We start from the raw sequence: 21,617 nt of genomic DNA on the forward strand, positions 1-21,617 counted from the left end.
GTCAATTATGTGACTGCATCAGATGACTGCATTTTATCTGATGACTGTCTTTCTGCCATTGACGATATAGATACCCTTTGCCAAGGTGCCCAGACTCCGGGCTCCCTTCAGAAGCTGTTTGCCGTCGATGGTATAGACATCGTAGACTACTTCACCGTTGGCATTGACTTTCTGGATGGCTGTCGTAATATCAATCTCCACTGGCTGCGACTCTGCTCCATCCGCATAGACTGCTGTAACGCTGTACTTATGCGCCGCATTGTCATACTGCATCTCATCACTGGTTACCTTGTAGGAACTGCCGATGCACACGCCATCACGGTAGATGTTGTATGAAATCGGACCAGAACCCGTCTCGAAAGTAGCGTCATCAACCATGAATACAAACACGTTGTTCTTACCGGTAATGTGATGGATGGCAAAGAACTTGGTGCCTTCAGGAACATCAACGCTGATTTCCGTCCACTCGCCAGAAGCCTGTACATACGTATCACCCTTCTTGACGAAGTGTGCCGTATCATTGTCTGTCTCTGAAACGAGCACGTCGAAGTTCTCCGTACCATAGCTTGCATCCTGTGCCTTGAGGTTGTTGACCCAGAAGCGTACGGTCTGTGCCTTGCCTGAAAGCTGTGGACTGATGAGCCAGTTGTCAGCATCGACATAGTCGTTAGCCGACTCGTCTACCTGATAAATAGCAACTGCGGCCTTCCCACCGGAGTGTGCATTGAACTCCTTACTTGACTCGAAGATGTCAGCCGGCTGCCAGTTGATGAAAGCAAACTGCTCACCCTGGTGCTGATAGCGTGCCCCCTCGATGAGTCCACCTGCATATCCATGGTCATTGTCGACGGTCGTCCAGTCGCCGAAGTCAGTCCCCCAAGCCTCATAACGCTCGAAGTCATCCGTCCTGTCAGCAGCTTCCGATGCCGGTGCATCCCATGCCAGCTTCACGGTTGAAGCATTCCCACCTACCGCACGGAGATTCTGTGGTGCAGGAACATCAGGTGTCTCTAACTTGACGGTAGCATCCGATTCGTTGTTCTCAAGGTCGAGGTCGCCGTCTACAGTAACCGTTGCCTTGACGTTGAGCTTCTCGGAAGCCTCGAGACTTGTGGTCTTATAGCTGATGAAGACTTCTTCATACTGAAGCAGTGAAAGGCTCTTGCTGACGGTTTCTTCCTTGACAACCTTACCATTGACCGTAAGGGCAACCTTTACATTCTCGATCTTGTCAAGACCGAGATTGGTCACCTTCACATTGAACTTGGCAGTCTGTCCCTTCCTTACACTTTCAGGTGCAGTCAGTTCTACGGCTGCATCCTTCTGGAACGGGTCAGCAATGTTGATATTGTCAACATATACAGGGTCATCGGAAACAGCATCCGCCGTGCCGACAACACGCAGCAGGACATAGTCTTCCTCTGTCAGCTCCTCTGGAATATTCACGGTATAGGTCGTCCATACGCCATTCGTAGAAGCCTGTGTGTTTACCCATATAGGTTCGGTCTTACTGCCATCCTTCTTCTGGAAGAGCATTTCAACCTTTTCCTTCGGTGTACCGTCACCTCGATAGTCGAAGACAAGTTTCGGGCTCATTGCACCACGAAGGCTTATCTTACCTGTGAGGATAGTCGACACACCCGGCTCTGACGGGCGGAAGATGATGGCGCCGTTGTCGTTATCAGAAGATACATCATTCGTGACAGCCCATGTCGTATTTCTTCCTGACGACTCGAGCCCTACAAACTGATCCTCGATGGTACCACCCTTGAAACTGTTGTGGAACGGGAGTGTGTAAGGAGCACCTACGACAACCGCTCCTGCTACCCAGTTACCTGGTCCGGCGACATTCTCAGCATTGACAGCCCATCGCTGGTACTTCTGTTCACCTTCGTTGGTGTTCAATCCGGTAACGGTATATTCCGTCGTACCCTTGATTTTGGCAATCTGATCACTGAGTTTGCCTTCGTCACTGATATTATGAATCTTGTATGATACCTCTGCCGGCAGTATGACACCATCGTGGACTCCTGTCGGAACTTCCCACTTGAGATTGACTGCCGTAGTCAGGTCAGTAGCCTTGACCTTTCCCAACAGCGGGGTATCCTGCCCCACATAGACTTTGGCAGTAGCTTTCAAACCGAAGTCATGAGCATTGTATGCAATGACGGTATAGATATTCTCACCGTTTACGGCAGCCTCATCAACAACTGTCTGCATACTGCCCGGAGCCGGGTTAGAGATGGTCTTCACCATACGGTCGCCACAGCTCACCTTAATCTCCGTGATGTCCGTAAGTGCTGAACCGTCAACCGCCTTGGCAGGAGCATTGAACTTCAGTGTAGCCTTCAGTGCAGCCGTTGCATCGGCAGTAGCAGCCAGATTGTCAACAGCGGCAGGTGCTTTCGCGTCGGCAGCACATTCCACAGAGATGGAATCAAGAACAATCGTATATTTGTCAGGAGCGGAGATAGCATGGAAGCCCAGACAGTAATCACCGTCAGCAGCCGGCTTAATCGTTCCCGTGAACGTCTTGTTGTTGATACCTGTCAGCTCAGTTGCAGGAAGCAGCACTCCTTCCATGTTCTCAACGGAATTTCCTGCGCCCCACTTCACTTCCAGGCGTTCAGCATAATCCTTCAGTCCTGCCGCAGCCGTGAATGAAACGTTATAGGTCTTGCCTTCCTTCATGTGGATTGGAGGTGACATCAACCAGTCATCACCGCTGTTTTCCTTATTGAAATGATACTGGTAGACACCACCCTTGGCACCGGTCCATTCCCATGTACTCCGGTCATTGTTCTCATCGAGAACCGTATAGAGTCTGGCACTTGCAGCAGTCGCAAGGTCATCGAAGAAAGGTACTTCAAGCGCATAGCCGAAAACCCTTCCCTCGGTCGTTGCCAGTGCACTCTTCTTTGTCGTATTGACAGCCTGTACCGAGTAGGAGTAAGATGACAGCTTCCCCTTGGAGATTTCCTCACTGAACATGGTTGCGGAAATACCCTCAGCCACCTTCTCGCTTTCTCCGTTTACGTTGCGGAAGACATCATAGGTGAGACTGCCAAGATAACCCTTGTGGATACCTTCCGTCGGTTCAGTCCATGTCACGACGGCATTACCCGATTCGTCAATATCCAGCAACAGATTGTCAACAACATCCGGCACATCATAGCCGACATAGGTTGTCAGCTTGGCTCTCGGACTCTTACCGGCATCATTGCTGAGGACGATGATGAAGTTGACAACACCCTCGTTTACAGTCACGTTGGCAGTCGCCTGCTTGCCAGCCTCAACACTGCCCTTGGCTACCTCTGCATCATTGGCAAACACGGTGTATGCCAGATTTCCAGTCAGATTACTCCCGTCATACTTCTTGTCAGGAGCCATAAAAGTTACCGTACCGCTGTTGGCTGCCTTAACAAAGTTGGCTGCGATGCCTGTTGCGGCAGCTGGTGCGCCGGCGGCGGTCGGTGCCTTCGGGAAGGTAAGTGCCATGACTGATGCCGTCTCCGAATAACTGCCTACGGGCGTTGCATGACCGTTGGTCAGGTCAATGGTATAAAGCTGGAACTTACCGTCTTTGTCAGTTGAAGCCCAGTAGAACTCATTGGTTCGTGGATCAAACTCTCCACTCTGGGTGTAGTATTTCCCGTTGGCATCAGACACCTGCACGCCTGTTGAGCCTTTCAGCGTCTCAGTACCCGTTGTACGGTCAATCTGGTAGAGGTCGCCATCGCTGGAAACGCCATAGGCAAAGCCGTCATTGGCAATTCCCAACGCCACATACTTATGAGTGGCAGGGGCAATGGAGGTGCGCTTGAGAGTGGCATAATCAATGACACCCCACTCATGTCCGCTGAGATCAGACTTGAAGAACTCACCGAAGATTTCACCCGTAGCAGGGTCGGTGGCAGTCTCGGTGGCAATCAGACTAAAGTCGTTCAGCTCCTCGGGCTCTATCGCCACCTTCCATGTCTCCGTGTCGAAGGCGTAGTGATACAGCTTGATGATACCGAAGCTGGCATAGCTGGTATCAAGGAACATGCCGTGCAGCACACCATCAACCAGTCCACTTCCGGCATTGAAATAGCCTTTGTAGTAGTCGGAAAGAAGTTCAAAGTTAATGGTGGACGTAGGATGGAACGAATAAATTCCCAAGAGGTCATTGGTGAGAAGATTACCCCACATGGTCAGGTCGGGATTGACCATCAGCATGTTCTTCGGTGCCGGGGGCTGGATAGTAACTGTCGGACTACTGAAGGGCGACTTGACACCTCTCGGCAGTGTCTTCGCCAGCAATGTGGGAAAAACCTTCAGCGGGTCAACCTTTTGCTGTACCGCTTTCTGTCCGGACAGCTTTCTGGAAGGACTTAGTGGCGTCTTGTTTACTGGCATCACTTGTGCGGATGCAGGCAATATCGCCATTGCCATGGCAAATACTGCAATCAGTCTGGTAATTTTTTTACTCATGTCCAATTGATTTAATTAACAATTAAGGTTTTCCAGATTAGGGAATATAACTGGCGCAAATATATAAATATATCACAAAACATCCAAGAAAAATTGCAAATTGTTTTATACTCTCCTTAAAATATTATTAAATATTGCTCAAAAACATCTTTCCGTGCTATTTCAGTCCTGCCTGTCCATGCCCTCATAATGCAATATTCAGCCTGTGATTACATCTGGGATAGAGAGCCGAAACAAATTCATAACCTAAGCCGATGCCCTTCCTGTATGCCCCTGCCCCGCCCTCCTTGCAGGCAGGATAATCCGTTACGCTCCGGACAGTGGACTGACATGTCCGTGTTTCGTCATTGTTCTACAATCTGAAATATGGTTCATCCGTTAAATGCGTGGACACATTTCGTATAGCTTTAACGGAAGAACTGGAATTATTCATTAAGCAAAACATAGCCAAGAAGGTCTTGGCTGTCTATCCTGTTATCATCCTCCGACGCAGAAACCTTTTCATCTTAATACGTTGAAAAGCGCAGACAACAGTTTGAAAATTCATGACATAATTCCGGGTAAAACATCTACAGATAAAGGCAAAAATACGCATAAAAAGCAAGTTTGCAACCAACAGTAAATCAGCTGGTTATAAAGCAGTGCAAGAAAAGGTGCTTAATTGGACTTCAAAAGGGCGTCAGTTAGACCTCAAAAGGGCGTCTATTGCAAGTCAATTGGGCGTCTTTTCAAAGCCAAAAGACCATGTATTGGTTTTGAACTGTATGAAAATAGTTTACAAACGTTGGTCGGCATGGCGTAAACAGAGCTGGAGACAATCAAAAAAATCAGCCCGGTTTCTAATGAATGATTGGGGCTAACGGTCTCAAAATCTTGCCTTGTTGGCATAATTTAACGTATATAAAGTTTTGAAAAACAAATAATTCATGTAATTTTGCACCGTAAAAAGATTTTTTAAGGAAGAAAGGGTGCACGTTTTCACACAGGATAAGGCGTGCCCTGCATTTGGGATAACCTGTCAGAAAGAACCATTAAGAGTTATCTACAAACATGATTTTCCATAACTCAGAATTCTCACAGGAAACAGCAATTTGTCCACGTATATAAATCATATAACAATGAGGAAAGAACAAATCATCAGAACAGTTTACTCCAAGCCGGAGGTTGAAATCATGCGCATCCACATGGATTGCCAGTTAATGGAAGCATCCTACCCGGGCGACCACAAAAAAGGAAACCACAAACAGGGACCACAGGAAGAGTCGAGTGAGGGAGCAAAGAAAGCGTTTTTCACCAGCGAAGAAAGCACAAGTATTTCATGGGAGGAATAAAAACAACAACGTAAGACGACAAAACAAAACACGAATGAAAATGAAAATATCATATCACTGGGTGCTGGCAACACTGCTGGCGGTAGCGGCTGTGGGCTGTTCGAACGATGACATGACGACGGAAACACCGACAAAGCCAGAAACCGACAAGGGCGGAACAGCACAGGCAACCTTCCTTGCCGGCAACGAAGGCACACGTACATCGCTGAACTACGACAACAGCAACTTCTACTGGGAAGCTGGAGACAAGATCTTCGTAAAGGATGACGACAACAAGTTCTATGGCAGCTCCAATGCCGTAACGGGCACGAACGTGCCGAGCTTCAAGTTTATGATGCCTGGAAAATACAGCCAGAACAAATACATGGTCTACTATCCAGGTAAGGACAAGACGAATGACAACGTGACAATTGCCGCAACACAAACGCAGAATGGAGCTGACAATACGATGCACTTTGGCACGTCAGGCGACTGTGGTGTCGGCGAGGCAACGCTGGAGGGCGGACAGTACAAGTTCAAGCTGACACACGCTGCCGCATATCTTTGCTTCAAGCCGTCATACGACCACCCGCTGGAGACAAGCTATGTAACCAAGGTTGAGGTGACTGCCGACCAGAACATTGCGGGCAACTACACGCTCGGAAGTGACGGCAAACTGACGGCAAAAGGCGGAGGTAGCAAGACCATCACCCTCACTCCCAAGGAAACAGGCAGCACCGAGGGCTTCCAGCTGAAGAATAATCTGTCTACAACAGGCTGTGAGACAGGTCGCATGTTCATGGTTATAGCACCGGGAAAGTACAAGCTGACAGTTAAATACTACATAAAGGATACACAGACGGGCACCATGGGAACTATCACCAAAACCTTCGGCTCATCTACCTACGAGGCTAATGGCTACTATGACATGCCTGCAAAACTGACCATGAGGGCGTTTGATGCAAAGTACTACACATGGGATGCAAAGCAAGATTACTGGTTCGGACACGAAAATGACCAGCCAAAGGTGAATGGGATGAACAACATCACGACCTACCCGACCAGCGGTGACGCCCAACGCTGGTACAACGCTGTTAAATACAAAAAAGGTACCAATAACTCTGCCAGCAACTCTGCCAAGAACTGCCCGAACATCAACGAGCTTCACTGGTACTGTCTGAAGGGTGGTCCACGCTGGGACACCACAACGATGTGGACAGTATGGGGACATATCTATACAAACGGTATGTGGTTCAAGAAAGCAGAGGTCATTGCCAAAGAGAATAGTAAACCCAATGCTGCTGCACTCAAAGCCGTATCTCCTGATGGGAGAGATCGTGTTAAAGCTGGTATTTACGAAACTCCACCTAACAACAATAATGTTGCAGTGGGTCCACCAACCAATCGCAATGACTATTTCTTCATACCTGCTATGGGATTCTATGAGAAGAATGAGTTTAAGGACTTCAGAACTGCTGGATACTTTTGGACGAGTACGCCAGAGGCTGTCATTTCCAATAGGGCATATAATCTTCATTTTGTAAGCAATAACGTGACAGTAAGTAACCTCCGAGACAGAGAGAACGGACTCAAGTTATGGACTTCTGAATAATATTTTTTATCATCTATATATATTAATGACAGGTGTGTGGTTTGGGGATTTATCCCTGTCCGCACACCTGTTCCTGTCTTCTGAAACAACTGTCAGGAAGGCTGTAACTCCAATACTACGAATGACACTTATTACACTAAGAAAGGATATAACAAAGACTACGAATGACACGAATAGATGTACTAAAAGACTACGGATGGAAATGAGAAGATAAAAACGGTGGAGGCTTCAAAGGATCTGTCATAAGCCATTCTCCGACTGTCATTCGAGTAAGTCGGACAAGTCGTAGTCAGAAGAAACATTCGGGCAATTCGCAATCCGTCAACAGTGGTTTGCAGGAATGAAGAAAGGCTGCCCCAAAGGTATTACCCTTTGAGACAGCCTCATTGCTGTATTGTAAGCCTTTATGAGCACATCAGAAGTCCACACGCCAGACACCTCTGTCAAAGACGAAAGAGATGTTATCGTCGCTGTTGCAGGTCATGCGCAGCATCGTAGGGTTCTTAGGATTATTGGTTGTGAGAGTATAGGTCGTAGGAGCACCGTTGACCAGAAAGGTCTTAGCTATCTCATCCATCTTGTACTTATTGTAGAAGACGGCACCGTTCTTCTCGCCAGTAGTTCCCTTTTTATTGATTTTGAAGCCGCTGATAGTGAGCTGGTCAGTACCACTGACACTATAGAGCGTCCTGATGTCGCCCCAGGCATTCCCCACATACTCTGCCAAGCTAAGGAAGCCCGGCTGCGTGCTGAAGTAGACGGTAAATATCTTCATGTTCTGACTTAAGGCATAGTCAGCTGCCGTTTTCCAGATGTTCATCTCCGCAGTACTGCTATAGCCCACGTTGATGGTCCAGTCATTGGCAAAGAATGCCTCAAGCGGTGTTGTAGGACGAGGCTGGAGCTGGATGGTCTTGTCGTTCTCATCGAGCCACTTATCGTCAGAAGAATACACGAAGGTAGTCAGCTTCTTGCCGTTCAGCGACTTATCCTGCATCGCCCTGAGTCCCTTCGTCGTATAGATGAAGGGGATAGCAACATCCTTTCCTGCAGCATCCGTTACATGCAGGGTGTGCTGGTTCATCCTTGCCGGGAAGGTATCATTGCCGATGATAACATTATAATGTTCGGCATACATTGCCTGAATGACGCTTGACAGCTGGCTGAAGTAGCTGTCCCATGTGAGGTTCTCCGGCATCGGCGTCATGACGACACGGTCGCCGTGCTTGCGCCCCTCCAGTACGACACTGTCCTTGGTACATGACATGACCCGGAACTCGAAGTCGCCAAGGAAGCCTTTTCCGTTCTTCCCGACAGCCTTTCCGTTGAGGTTGCCCACAGGGTCGGAATACTTGTGCAGGGCAGCATTGAAGGAGTCAAAGGAAAGGAGTACGCCCTGTCCCTGCAGCACCGTATAGTGCGATGTGCTCTTGACGTTCTGCGTTTCCTCCTCACAGCTCACACTGTTATCAGCTCCGAACTTGCAGAGGATGTTGTAACCACCGAAGCCGCCAGAGCCCTGATAATCCATCCGCCAGCCGTTCGGGGCAGCCACCAGGACCTCCTTTGTATTCTTGATAGCCTCAGCAATGCGTTCAGCAGACGGCTTGTCGAAAGCGTCATCCACCTCTGGCGTACATGAAGCCACGAGTAAGAATGCCGGCAAAGCAAACAGTAAACAAAATATCTTTTTCATAATCCAAGTCTTAATTTAAAGTTTCGAGATTCAGTGTACTCACTTCATTCGCACGGCGCAGCACGATGGTACGCAGCTTGTCGATGTCGACACCCCATGAATCCTTGAGGTAAGTGCGGATGATGCTCAGCTTGGCAAGGATGGCTTTCTTGCCGCTCTCGTCGCCATTGGCAGCCGTAACAGCCTGCTCAAGCCGCATCTGCCACATGGCATCCGTATCGGTCACATAGCAGGAGAACACCTCGGCAAAGTCCTCATTGTACTCACTGCTGGCATAACCCGTCACGAATCCTTCAGCTCCTGACTTCTTGTCCGTCACGTTCACCCAGTCGGCAGAGTGATACACCTTTGAGATGGTGCGGAAATCAGTTGAATAGTCTTTCAGCTGCGTAAGGATATGCGCAAACTCATGGTGCATCGTATGGAAGTAGGCACGGTTCAGGTCGAACGCACTGGACGTACTGTACGGTGTCGACTGCTCGATATAGATGTTGGCAGGGTCAAGGGCATTCACCTGGAAGAGGTTTACACGGATACCGCCCTCGGCAAATCCAAGGACGATAGACCCGTTGCTGGTATACTCCGCCGAACCGATGAGCTGGAACTCACGGAAGCAGTGCTGCTTGAGGAAGTCGGCACCCATCAGCTCCGTATAAGCATCAAGCCACACGTGTTTGATGATCTTTGCCAGTGCAATGGACTTCTTGATGTCAGCCGGACTGACATTATAAGACATGTCACTGTTCTGGTCAATATAGAGATAGTTGAAGCGGATGTTATAAGGGTCAGTATAGTTCTTCCGCAGCCACTTGTCGAAATCAGTCTGCCCAGCCGTCGTACCCTGCTTCGGGAAGATGGAGTTGGCAGTATCGACATCGTCGTTTGAACATGCAGCAGCCAAAGCAACAACCACTGCGATGAGCAAGAATTTTATTGTTTTCATACGTTATGTCCTCCTCTTGTTTAGTTCGTACGTGGGTTTGGTTCCATACCTGACTCAATGACGTCAGCCGGCAGCTGCAAGGCACCACGCAGGTCGCCAGCCTTGAAGTAGATGGGCTTCTCGCCGTCAATCAGATGAGGGAACTCAATGCCATAGCGTTTGATGTCCATGAAGCGCAGTCCCTGCATGCAGGTCTCTATGCGGCGCATCTGCAGCAAGGCATAGAGCAGGTTGGTCTGTGTCTCGTCAATCGTAAATCCCTGTGGATGCAAAGGCTTCTTGATACCCATGCTTTCGCTCGTATCATACTCGGCAGGGACGGTTGTCTGGGCGTCGAAGAACGACTTGACGGAAGCGACGGTCAGCGTGGGACGCGTCATGTTACCGTAAGAGGGAGAGCAGTGAACCGTTATCCACGTGTTCATATCGTTCAGTGCCTCGGTGTACTTCTTCTGCATGATCTCAGCCTCAGCACGGACAAGGATTGTCTCGTCAGCCGTCAGTACCGGGTTGACCACATGCACATATCCCCTGCTCTTGGCATTATCAATGTACTCCCACTCGTCTGCCAGCTTCGGATAAACCACCTGCTGGTTGGAACCGTAGAGGAGATGTGACTCATAGAGCGTGTTATTGGTCGTACCCACGCCCCAAGGCATCTTAGCCCAATAGATTTCCTTGCCGATGAGGAAGTTGGCGAAATTATATCGGGCAAAGGAACTGTAACGGGTGGCATAACCTAAATAAGAGACAGCCGTCTGGAGCATGAAGTTGGCATTCTCACTGGAACTGATGTAGTTGTCGTGGATTTCCTTACGTCCTCCTGACAGGGTTCTGTAACGTGCCACATTACGCATGAGCGATTCAGGCTGTGTGCCGAGTGCCTTGGAAGCATACTCTGCCGCCTTCTCCCACTTCTGATAATAGAGGTTGAAACGAGCTGCAAAGGCATAGGCAGCACGTGGATTGAAGTGGTACTTGGGAACAGCCATATACTCCTCGCTGACATAAGGCAGTGCAGCTTCTATGTCGGCGTTGATGTTCTCATAGAGTTCACGCAGCGTTCCACGCCTGTCAACCGTCTGGTTCGCCTCTTTCGGATAAGGCAGCCCGAGGAATTTGTCAGCCTTCGACTCATCGTAAGCCATACAGAAAGCATTTGACAGACAGAACAACGCCCATGCACGGCAGAGGAGAGCCTCGGCACGCACAGCAGCCACGTTGCCGTCCGTCACCTTGCTGAGGTCAGCCAGTGCCTGATTGGCATTGCCGACGGCATAATAGGCATATCCCCACACCTGCCGCGGGTCGTCATTACCGTTTGTATTGACATCCTGCCAGCGATATACCTGGTCCTGGCTCGGCTGATAATAGAAAGTCTTACCGTTATCCGTGACGTTGTCGCTGCTCCACTCCATCAGGAAACCCGGAGAAGCCGTCGCATAGGCTGAGGACACGAGCTGCGTAACCTTCTCAAAGGTGTTCACCTCGGCACGGTCATCAGGCAGCTTGTCCAGGAACTCGTTGCATGAAGAAAGGCTCAGAAGCCCTAATCCAAAAAGCAAAACACTTATCTTTTTCATTTTTATTTCTCCTTATAGTTTTTGAATGTATCAGATTCCAAGACGCAGTGTCAGCGTGAACTGACGTGGAACAGGCAGTGCCACACCACCGGAATTGAAGAACTCCGGATCCTGACCGTTGAGTTTCTTGTCAGAATAGATCAGGAAGAGATTGGTAGCCTGCAGCTTCAGACTCAGCGAACTGAGCGCAAGATGGCGTACCAGCTGCACGGGGAAGTCATACGCCAGGGATATTTCCTTCATACGGATGAAGTCGCCCTTTGCAATGCGTTCGGTCGAATAGTTGTAAGCATTGTATGCACGGCTCAGATAGCCGTCCTGCTGGATAGAACGGAGGTCAGCAATGGCAGGGATATTTGTGTAAGCCTCATCGCCCGCCTTTGTCCATCGGTTGCGGAACTCCTTCGGCATGGCTGACATGTCAGAATAGTGTGTGCTGAAGAACGGGTCGAGGCGCACCTTGTTGCCGAAGGCATAGGTGGTGAAGATGCTCAGGTGCCATCCCTTATAGGAGAAGGTGTTGCCGAACGAGCCGGTAACGGTCGGGTCAGTAGGACCTTCATATACAAGATGGTCAAGGTCATAGCTCTGGAAGTCCACCCCACTCGTCGTCAGCTTTCCGTCCTGATTGATTACCTGTGGTATGCCGTGCTTGTCGAGTCCCTTGAAGTCCCATGAGAAAAGGGCACGATAAGGATAGCCCACCATGGTGAAACCCGATCCGCTCACCATTGACATGATGCGTGAACGGCTGTCGAGGTCTGTAACACGGGTCTTCACATGGGAGAAAATGAAGTCAGTTGTCCACTGGAAGTTCTTCTTCATAATGTTCTTGCTCGAGATAGAGAGTTCCTCACCATGCGACTTCATGCTGGCAACGTTGGCATACTCGGTGATGGTTCCCTTTGTTCCGTTGGTTGTACGCGGACCGATGAGGTCATAGTTGTTACGTGTGTACCAGTCAAAGACAATGTTCAGACGGTTGTTCAGGAAGCCGAGGTCGATACCGAGGTTGAACTCATGCTTCTTCTCATAGGTCAGGTCGGGGTTGGCAAAGCGTGAAATCTGCAGTCCCGACTCCTTGTCAACAGCGAACGGACGCCATATATTCTTGCTTCGGATGATTACCTGCGAGTTGGTGACGGCAGGCTTGTCACCCGTCAGCGAGTAGGATGCACGCAGCGTGGCATGTGTCACGGCGTTCTTGAAAGTCTTGCTGAACCACGGTTCTTCATGCGCATTCCATACACCCGAGATGTTCCATGTAGGCAGCCAGCGTGCCGAACGTGACTTGCCCAGACGGTTACTGCCCTCGTAGCGGGTTGTGAAGTTGGCCGCATAGCGTCCCTTCCATGAATAGTTGGCTGTACCGAAGAACGACACATCACGGTTATAACTGTTGTAGAGGTCGTAATACATGTTGTTATCCTCCAGCGCATGCTTGAAATAATGGTAGTCATAGTTGGCAAGATAACCCATGCCGTACTGCATACCTATACCCTCGAAATAGCTCTGTGTGCGGATGGTGTTATTGATTTCCATACCACCATAGAGGTTGAGGATATGCTTCTCATTGAAGACGTCATTGTAACTTGCCGTCGCACGGAAGTCCCAGCTGTTCATGCGGTACTTGGTTTCATTATAGAAACCACCCTTTGGCAGCACCGAGAACTTCAGCGAGTTAGGCTGGTCGGGGTCAAGGTAGAGCCATGGGTTGGCATTGCGGATTGTGGCATCGTCCATGGCACGGTAAGCCATTGCCATGTTGGACTGCTCCCTGATCTGTGAAGCCTGCGATGTGATGGAATACTTATAAGCTCCGAGGACAGCAAGCTGCACCTTGCTGACAGGCTTGTACTTCAGCTCAGCCTGCATCTTCAGGTCGAGGACATCGAAGTCGATGAAGTTGTTTGCCAGCTCATTGTGTATATTGAACGGTGCATAGTTGCGTACGTAGAACGTATTGGGATCCAATGCACGTGATGAGTTGATGGCATAGGAGTAAGGATTAATATCAAAGTTACGGTTTACAGCTCCCGACACGACATCCACCTCCTGGTTCACCGATCCCGGTGCACGCTGCTTGCGGTAGGAAGTATTGCCGATGAGGTTCAGCGTCACCTTCTTGCTGATGTTATAGTTGGCATTGATGGAATAGGTCATGCGGCGCACCTTGCTCTGCTCGCTCCATCCCGGGTCGTCCATGAAGGAGAAGGAGGTGTAGTACTGCGCCTTGTCAGTTCCTGAAGACATTGAAATAGAGTGGTTCATTGATACGGAATTCCTGAACAGCTCCTTAAACCAGTCCGTATTCCGCATCTCAGCCTCCCGGAGATAATCGTTGATGGCTTCCTCCGTATGTGCAATACCGAAACGCCCGTTGGTGGAATCGTAGGTATTGAGGAGGTTGTACATCTTACCGTAGATACCGCTCGTGGCTGCACGGAGCGTACGTGAGAAGGAGAACAGTCCGTCGGCAGCCATCTCCTTGTAGATACCCATCTGCTCCTGGGAGTTCATGATGTTGAACTGGGAGTAGCTCGGACGCAGGCGCATGGTGTATTCGCCGGTATAGCTGATGCGGTTGCTGCCCGCCTTACCCTTCTTTGTCGTTACGACAATCACACCACCCATGGCACGTGCTCCATAGATGGAAGTTGCCGAACCGTCTTTCAAAATCTGGAAACTCTCGATGTCGTCAGCATTCAGTCCTGCAATGGCTGACGAAATCAGCGTGGCAGCATCACCTGACGAGAGGTTGTCAGCATTGACCTCGGTAACGTCTTCCATGATGACACCATCGACAACCCACAGCGGCTTTGACGAGCCGTAGATTGACGTGGCACCACGCACACGGATCTTCGGGGCCGTACCGAACGTACCCGACACATTCTGGACACTCACACCGGCAGCACGTCCTTCGAGCGAACGGCTCACGTCTGCCACACCGTCGAGCTTCGCCTTCGTGGCATCAATCTTCGTGGCAGCACCCGAGAAGAGGCGTTTGTCCTGCTGGGTCATACCTGTCACGACAACCTCGGTGAGCTGGTGGTTGTCATTGGCAAGCCCCACCCTCATGCCATCCTTGGCAGCAAGGGTCTGCGTGACCATACCGATGTAACTGACTACGACTTTCTTTCCCGCAGGGACAACGAGTGAGAAGTTTCCATCGATGTCGGTGACAGTACCCGTCGAAGTACCTTGTACCATGACTGACGCACCGATGATGGGTTCACCATCGTCCTGAGAAAATACAGTACCATTGATTTTTGCCTGACCGAACGCTGTACCTACTGACAGGACGATCCCTAACAAAAAAAGAACAAATCTTCTCTCCATAGATTCTTTAAAATTAACTGAATTCTTACTGTAGCATAATTCAAACGACTTCACCTTTCCTGTACTGACAGGAAAGCAAGACTAACGGAACAGTGGCTAAGATAATAGTCTGTGGGGCTACACCTTATTATATATCGGCATTGTAATATTGATTGTTTAGGTTCCTTTATATTTATCACTGCCGCTGATTGCAAAAATAAATAATATTTGGATAAAAAGCAAGCAATAAGTATAAAAAAATAAGCGGTAGTTATTTTTTCTTAGGACAACTTGTTCCCACGTCATCGGCACTTGTAAACTATTTTCATACAGTTCAAAACCAATACATGGTCTTTTGGCTTCCAAAAGACGCCCAATTGGCTTGCAATAGATGCCCTTTTGAGGTCTAACTGACGCCCTTTTGAAGTCCAATTAGGCACCTTTTCTTGCACTACCTTATAACCGGTTGATTTACTGTTAGTTGTGAACTTGCTTTTTACACGTGTTTTTGTCTTTATCTGTAGGTATTTTACCCGGAATTATGTCATGATTTTTCAAACTGTTGTCTGCGCTTTTCAACGTATTAAGATGAAAAGGTTTTGTGTCGGAGGATGACAATAAAGTAGACAGCCAAAACCTTCTTGGCTATGTTTTTGCTTACAGATAACTTCGGTTCTTCCGTTAAAGCTATCCCGAAAGTCACCCACGCATTTAACCCAAACGGTCATATGGGCTTAACGGAAGAACCCTGTAAAACATTGGTTGAAAAGGGGAAGGGAGGCTCATTATCATGACACATTATATAACAAGACACGCTAAAGACCACCTCATGCGGAAGTGTTTACCTGACTGTACTGACCTTCTTATATGAACAGCATGCCCACCTGGAACACAACGGCACTGACCACCCACGCCAATACCGTGGTGTAGCCGGCGGCAAAGAGTGCCCATCCCCAGCTGCCGGTCTCGCCCTTGATAGCCGCTATCGTGGCTATACAGGGGAAGTAAAGCAGGACAAAAAGGAGGAACGAGAAGGCTGTCAGCGTGGCTACCGGCTCTGCCTCTTCGTAGCTGATGCCGTGGAGACTGGCAACGTCCTTCGTTATCAGCTTGTGCAGCTTGGAGTATTTTCCCGTCTCGCTGCTGTAGCCGTTATCGTCGGAGAAGCTGTCGTCATTGGAGTAGAGCACGCCCATCGTCGATGCCACGATCTCCTTTGCAGCCACGCCGGTCAACAGACCGACATCCAGCTTCCAGTCAAATCCCTGCGGACGGAACACCGGCTCAACCGTCTTTCCTATCCGCCCGATAAAGCTCTGCTCCTGTCGTGCCTGCTTGTCCATGTCCGGATCATCGGGAAGAGGGAAATAGCCCAGCGCCCACACGATGATGGAGGCAACGAGGATGATGCCTCCCATCTTCCTGAGATACTGCTTGCCCTTCTCCCACGTATGCCGTCCGATGGCTTTCCATGTCGGGAATCGGTAAGGCGGCAGCTCCATCACGAACGGCGTGTCCTCACCCTTGACGACGAAGGCGGAGAAGAGGCGGCTCATCACCACCGCCATCAGCACACCTATTACATATAAGGAGAGCATGGCTAACGAGCGGTACTTCAGTGCGAAGAACGAGCCTGTAATCATGACGTAAATGGGCAGACGTGCCGAACAGCTCATCAGCGGCAGGATGAGCATGGTTATCAGGCGGCTCCTACGGCTCTCAATCGTGCGTGTAGCCATCACTGCAGGCACGTTGCACCCGAAGCCCATGATGAGCGGGATGAATGATTTTCCGTGCAGACCCATCTTGTGCATCAGACGGTCCATGATGAAGGCGGCACGCGACATGTAGCCGCTGTCCTCCATATAGGAGATGAAGAAGTAGAGAATCAGGATCTGCGGCAGGAAGACGATGACTGCTCCCACACCACCGATGACGCCGTCGACGAGCATATCCTTCACCGGTCCGGCAGGCATGTACGTTGAAATGAAATCGCCCAGCCAGCCCACACCAGCCTCAATCCAGTCCATCGGATACTGTCCGATGACGAATGTTGCGGTGAACATCACCAGCAGGATGAGGAAGAAGATAGGGAAACCAAGGTATTTGTTCGTAAGAATCCTGTCGATAAGATGTGTCGTCTGGTAGGTGTCTTTCTTGTCACCTGTCGAGAATTCGGCCTCTTCCAGCGCACCGTGTATGAAGCCGTACTTGGCATCCATGATAGCCGTTTCGCTGTCGTTGCCCGTCTCTTCCTTCACACGTGCGGCAGCCTTGTCACGGTGCCGGAATATCTCAGCCGACTCGTCCAGCGGTCTGACGAGCTGTTCCACATCCTTATCGTGCTCCAGCAGCTTGATGGCGAGGTAGCGGGTGGAATAGCGGCGGCACAGTTCAGGGTACTTCTTCAGGTGCTCCTGCATCTCCCTGATGCCGTACTCAATTTCATGTCCGTGGTTGATATGTATATGACGGAACTTCGGCGACTCGTCCTCCTTGCCCTCATAGACGGCGATGACCTGACGGAAAAGCTCCTGCACGCCACGCCCGTTAGTGAATACCGTCGGCACCATCGGCGCACCGAAGAGCTGCGACAGCTGCTGATAGTCCACGTGGTCGCCACGCTGTTCGGTCTCGTCGAACATGTTAAGCGCACAGACCATACGGATGTGCATGTCGATGAGCTGTGTGGTGAGGTAGAGGTTGCGCTCCAGATTGGAGGAGTCGATGACATTGATGACGACATCGGGAGTTTCATCGACCAACTGCTTGCGCACATAGAGTTCCTCCGGACTGTAGGCTGAGAGGCTGTAGGTGCCGGGGAGGTCGACGAGGTTGAACTCGTAGCCCTCGTATTCAGCACGTCCCACCTTCGCATCCACCGTCACACCCGAGTAGTTCCCCACCCTTTCGTGTGCCCCTGAAGCAAAGTTGAAGAGCGAAGTCTTCCCGCAATTCGGGTTTCCCACGAGTGCCACGTTGATGCTGCGGCGTTTGCGTCGGGCAGCATCCGACAGCTCTTCGGGCGTAAGTTCCTTGTCCGTGCTGTCATCCTGTGCAGCGACAACCGCATCGTTGCGGTCAGCACCGTCGCCACCGCTCTCCAATGCACGTGCCTCCTCTTCCGACAACACCTCAATCTGGTCAGCCTCACTGTGTCGCAGACTGACCTCATATCCCATAATCTTATATTTCACCGGGTCCTGCAAGGGTGCGTTGAGCAACACCTCAACGGTCTTTCCCTTGATGAATCCCATCTCAATAATTCGTTTCCGAAAGCCACCGTGTCCCAAAACCTTCACGATGACGCCGGTCTCGCCGGTCTTTAACTCTGATAGTTTCATAAAAACCTACTCGCTCCTCACTACTCGTATTTCAAAACTCATAATTATGATTATTCTGTCAATGCATAATTATGATTACTTCCAATTCACCGTTCAGAACTTGCCATTCAATATTCATGAACCTGTTTCCTTATTGACTGGTCAAGCAACTGGTCCACTTGTCAACCCGTAAATCCGTCAACTTAACAAACAAAGGTAGTTAAAAAAAACAGAATAGAACGCTTTTACCGCTTAAATACCTAATAATGGGTATAACTCAAGTCCACATCAGATGCGTTTGCGCATCATCATACAGAAGTGGTTTCAAAAGCGACAGTTTACTTTTAAGTTTTAATTTTGGTTCTTCCAAAGATGCTTTTCGCATAGCTTTAGCGGAAGAAGCGGAGTTGTTTATTAAATAAAAACATAGCCAAGACGGTCTTGGCTGTCTACTTTATCATCATCCTCCGATGCAGAAAACCTTTCCATTTTAATACTTTGAAAAGCGCAGACAAAAGTTTGAAAAATCATGACATAATTTCGGGTAAAACACCTGCAGATAAAGGCAAAAACACGTGTAAAAAGCTGGTTTGCAACCAGCAGCAAATCAGTCAGTTACAAGGTAGTGCAAGAAAAGGTGCTTAATTGGACTCCAAAAGGGCGTCAGTAAGGCCTCAAAAGGGCATCTATTGCAAGCCAATTGGGCGTCTTTTGGAAGCCAATAGACCATGTGTTGGTTTTGAACTGCATGAAAATAGTTTACAAACGAAGAAATCGGACGCTATCATGGTCATGAATTATGAAAATCTATCGCTGTGCTTTCGCACATTCCAACAATTATTAGTAAATTTGCACGGCATAAAGAAACTTATTCATCCCCATACCTATGGCAGAAAAAATCAGAATAAAAGACATTGCAGAACGTGCAGGCGTAAGTGTCGGAACCGTTGACAGAGTATTGCATAAACGACCGAATGTGTCGGCAACAGCACTGAAACGGGTGGAAAAGGTATTGAAGGAGATGAATTACCAGCCCAACGTCTACGCCAGTGCGCTGGCTTACAACAAGAGCTACACGTTCTATTGTCTGATTCCGAAGCATACCAGCGAGGCTTACTGGGAAGAGATTGAGATTGGTGCAATGAAGGCTGTAGAGGCACGCAGGGACTTCTATATTGACCTGGAAATCATGTATTACAGCCGTCTGGACCCGCACTCCTTTGTCGAGACCTATCAGAAATGTCTCAGAAAGAACCCTGACGGCGTGATTCTTGTGCCGACGACGCTGGAGCTGACACGGCAGTTCACTGACGAGCTGCACGAACGGAACATCCCATTCATACTGCTCGACTCCTATATGCCGTCGCTGCAGCCGCTGGCATTCTACGGACAGGACTCCATTCAGAGCGGGCGTTTTGCGGCAAGGATGCTCATGCTCATCGCACGCAACGAACAGACAATCATGCTCATGAAGCAGACGAAAGACGGGAAGATGGCAAGCCGCCAGCAGGAGAACCGTGAGGTGGGATTCCGCCACTACATGGAAGAACACTTCCCGAAGGTGAAGATTCTTGAGGTGAACCTGCCGCTGGACGAGGAGCGGAAACGCTATGACCATATCCTGGAGAAGTTCTTCAGCGAGCATCCGGAGGTGCATCACTGCATCACACTGAACTCAAAGGCGCACATCGTGGGCAAGTTCCTGCTGAAGACGAAGCGGCATGACGTACAGATTATGGGCTATGACGTGGTACAAAAGAATGCCGACTGCCTGCGGGCAGGGAGTATTTCCTTCCTCATCGCACAGCATGCTTACCAGCAGGGCTACTTCAGCATCGACTCGCTCTTCCATGCCATCGTACTGAAAAAGAAGGTGGAGCCGGTCAACTACATGCCCATCGACCTGCTGACACCCGAGAACATTGACTTCTACCACCGCTCATGGGGATAGGAAATGACCTCCCCAGCCCCTCCGAGGGAGGGGAGTGCCTAACGGGATAAGGGTTCTCCCTCTCCTTCAAAAGACAACATCCCAATGACAGAAAACAGGAAAGGGCTCCTGGCTTTGAGCCCACTACTCGTCTTCATCGTCCTTTATCTGGTCACTTCAATCATATCGGGCGATTTCTACAAGGTGCCGATTACCGTGGCATTCATGGTTTCGAGCATCTTTGCCGTTGCCGTCTCGGGAGGCTATCCGCTCTCAAAGCGCATAGAGATATACAGCAAGGGCGCCAGCACGGACAACATGATGATGATGCTCTGGATATTCGTACTTGCCGGAGCCTTTGCCAACTCAGCCAAGGAGATGGGCAGCATCGACGCTACTGTCAACCTCACCCTCTCCGTCCTGCCTGACAATATGCTGCTGCCGGGGCTCTTCCTTGCCGCCTGCTTCATCTCCATCAGCATCGGAACGAGCGTCGGCACCATCGTTGCACTGACGCCCATAGCCGCAGGAATAGCCGGGTCGACGGGAACTGACCTGCCTTTCGTGGTGGCTGTGGTCGTGGGAGGCTCGTTCTTCGGCGACAACCTCTCGTTCATCAGCGACACAACGGTCGTGGCTACAAGGACACAGGAATGCAAGATGGCAGATAAATTCAAGGTCAACTTCTTCATTGTCGCACCGGCTGCCGTCCTGATTCTCCTCGTCTACATCTTCATGGGAGCTGACATCCACACGACAGGGCAGACACCATCTGTCGACATTCAGAAAATCATCCCTTACATGGCAGTGCTCATCTGTGCGGTCTTCGGCATGAACGTGATGGCAGTACTGACCATCGGACTCGTCCTGACGGGTGCCATCGGCATGCTGGACGGCACTTACGACATCTATGGATGGTTCTCAAGCATGGGGTCGGGTATCACGGGCATGGGCGAACTCATCATCATCACGATGATGGCAGGCGGCATGCTGGAGATTATCCGTGAGAACGGAGGCATAGACTATCTCATCCGAATCATCACACGACACGTCAACAGCAAGCGTGGAGCCGAACTCACCATCGCCTTCCTCGTGAGTCTGGTAGACATCTGTACGGCAAACAACACCGTGGCAATCCTCACCGTGGGCGGCATAGCCAAGCAGATCGGCAACCGATATGGTGTCGACAAGCGGAAAGCTGCCAGCATCCTCGACACCTTCTCCTGCTGTGCACAGGGGCTCATCCCCTACGGAGCACAGCTGCTGATGGCTGCCGGACTGGCGAAGATAAACCCCGTGAGCATCGTCCCCTACCTGTATTATCCCATGGTACTGGGCATCACGGCACTCCTCTCAATCCTCTTACATTATCCCCGCCGCTACTCATAACTGCCCATCAACACCCATCATTCACCACCCAACACCCAAC

10 protein-coding genes are annotated in these 21,617 nt (G+C 50.0%); 4 read left to right on the forward strand and 6 right to left on the reverse strand.

Annotated features, from left to right (window positions below):
- Nucleotides 1-33: 33 nt before the first annotated feature.
- Entirely contained in the window at nt 34-4,473 is a 4,440-nt protein-coding gene (locus ADJ77_RS11785) for a choice-of-anchor J domain-containing protein (protein WP_050696456.1), read from the reverse strand.
- A 1,118-nt stretch (nt 4,474-5,591) separates the two neighbouring features.
- Between ADJ77_RS11785 and ADJ77_RS11795 the strand changes: the two genes are divergently transcribed.
- Nucleotides 5,592-5,804 carry a hypothetical protein gene (locus ADJ77_RS11795; RefSeq protein ID WP_025078223.1) on the forward strand — a complete coding sequence of 71 codons (213 nt, stop codon included), beginning with the start codon at nt 5,592-5,594 and terminating at the stop codon, nt 5,802-5,804.
- 40 nt (nt 5,805-5,844) lie between these two features.
- A complete protein-coding gene (locus ADJ77_RS11800; protein WP_316931913.1) occupies nt 5,845-7,395 on the forward strand; it encodes a hypothetical protein in 1,551 nt (516 codons plus the stop codon).
- A 415-nt stretch (nt 7,396-7,810) separates the two neighbouring features.
- On the opposite strand, the gene ADJ77_RS11805 is transcribed toward ADJ77_RS11800, so the two are convergent.
- From ADJ77_RS11805 to feoB, 5 genes are all read right to left on the reverse strand, one after another.
- Nucleotides 7,811-9,091: a DUF4302 domain-containing protein gene (locus tag ADJ77_RS11805; protein WP_025078225.1), complete on the reverse strand. Its 1,281-nt coding sequence runs from the start codon at nt 9,089-9,091 to the stop codon at nt 7,811-7,813.
- A 10-nt stretch (nt 9,092-9,101) separates the two neighbouring features.
- Nucleotides 9,102-10,034, reverse strand: a complete 933-nt coding sequence (locus tag ADJ77_RS11810; protein WP_025078226.1) for a zinc-binding metallopeptidase — start codon at nt 10,032-10,034, stop codon at nt 9,102-9,104.
- Nucleotides 10,035-10,054: 20 nt separating this feature from the next.
- Entirely contained in the window at nt 10,055-11,617 is a 1,563-nt protein-coding gene (locus ADJ77_RS11815) for a RagB/SusD family nutrient uptake outer membrane protein (RefSeq protein WP_025078227.1), read from the reverse strand.
- A gap of 30 nt (nt 11,618-11,647) precedes the next feature.
- Complete coding sequence (locus ADJ77_RS11820) at nt 11,648-14,956, reverse strand: SusC/RagA family TonB-linked outer membrane protein (RefSeq protein ID WP_025078228.1); 3,309 nt, start codon at nt 14,954-14,956, stop codon at nt 11,648-11,650.
- 842 nt (nt 14,957-15,798) lie between these two features.
- A complete protein-coding gene (gene feoB / locus ADJ77_RS11825; protein WP_050696457.1) occupies nt 15,799-18,279 on the reverse strand; it encodes a ferrous iron transport protein B in 2,481 nt (826 codons plus the stop codon).
- 865 nt (nt 18,280-19,144) lie between these two features.
- On the opposite strand from feoB, the gene ADJ77_RS11830 reads away from it, so the two are divergent.
- Together ADJ77_RS11830 and ADJ77_RS11835 are read left to right on the forward strand one after the other, a co-directional pair.
- Nucleotides 19,145-20,209, forward strand: a complete 1,065-nt coding sequence (locus tag ADJ77_RS11830; RefSeq protein ID WP_025078229.1) for a LacI family DNA-binding transcriptional regulator — start codon at nt 19,145-19,147, stop codon at nt 20,207-20,209.
- 84 nt (nt 20,210-20,293) lie between these two features.
- Entirely contained in the window at nt 20,294-21,577 is a 1,284-nt protein-coding gene (locus tag ADJ77_RS11835; protein ID WP_050696458.1) for a Na+/H+ antiporter NhaC family protein, read from the forward strand.
- The last annotated feature ends 40 nt before the right edge of the window (nt 21,578-21,617 follow it).

The sequence above is a fragment of the Prevotella fusca JCM 17724 genome (assembly GCF_001262015.1).
Lineage (GTDB): Bacteria > Bacteroidota > Bacteroidia > Bacteroidales > Bacteroidaceae > Prevotella > Prevotella fusca.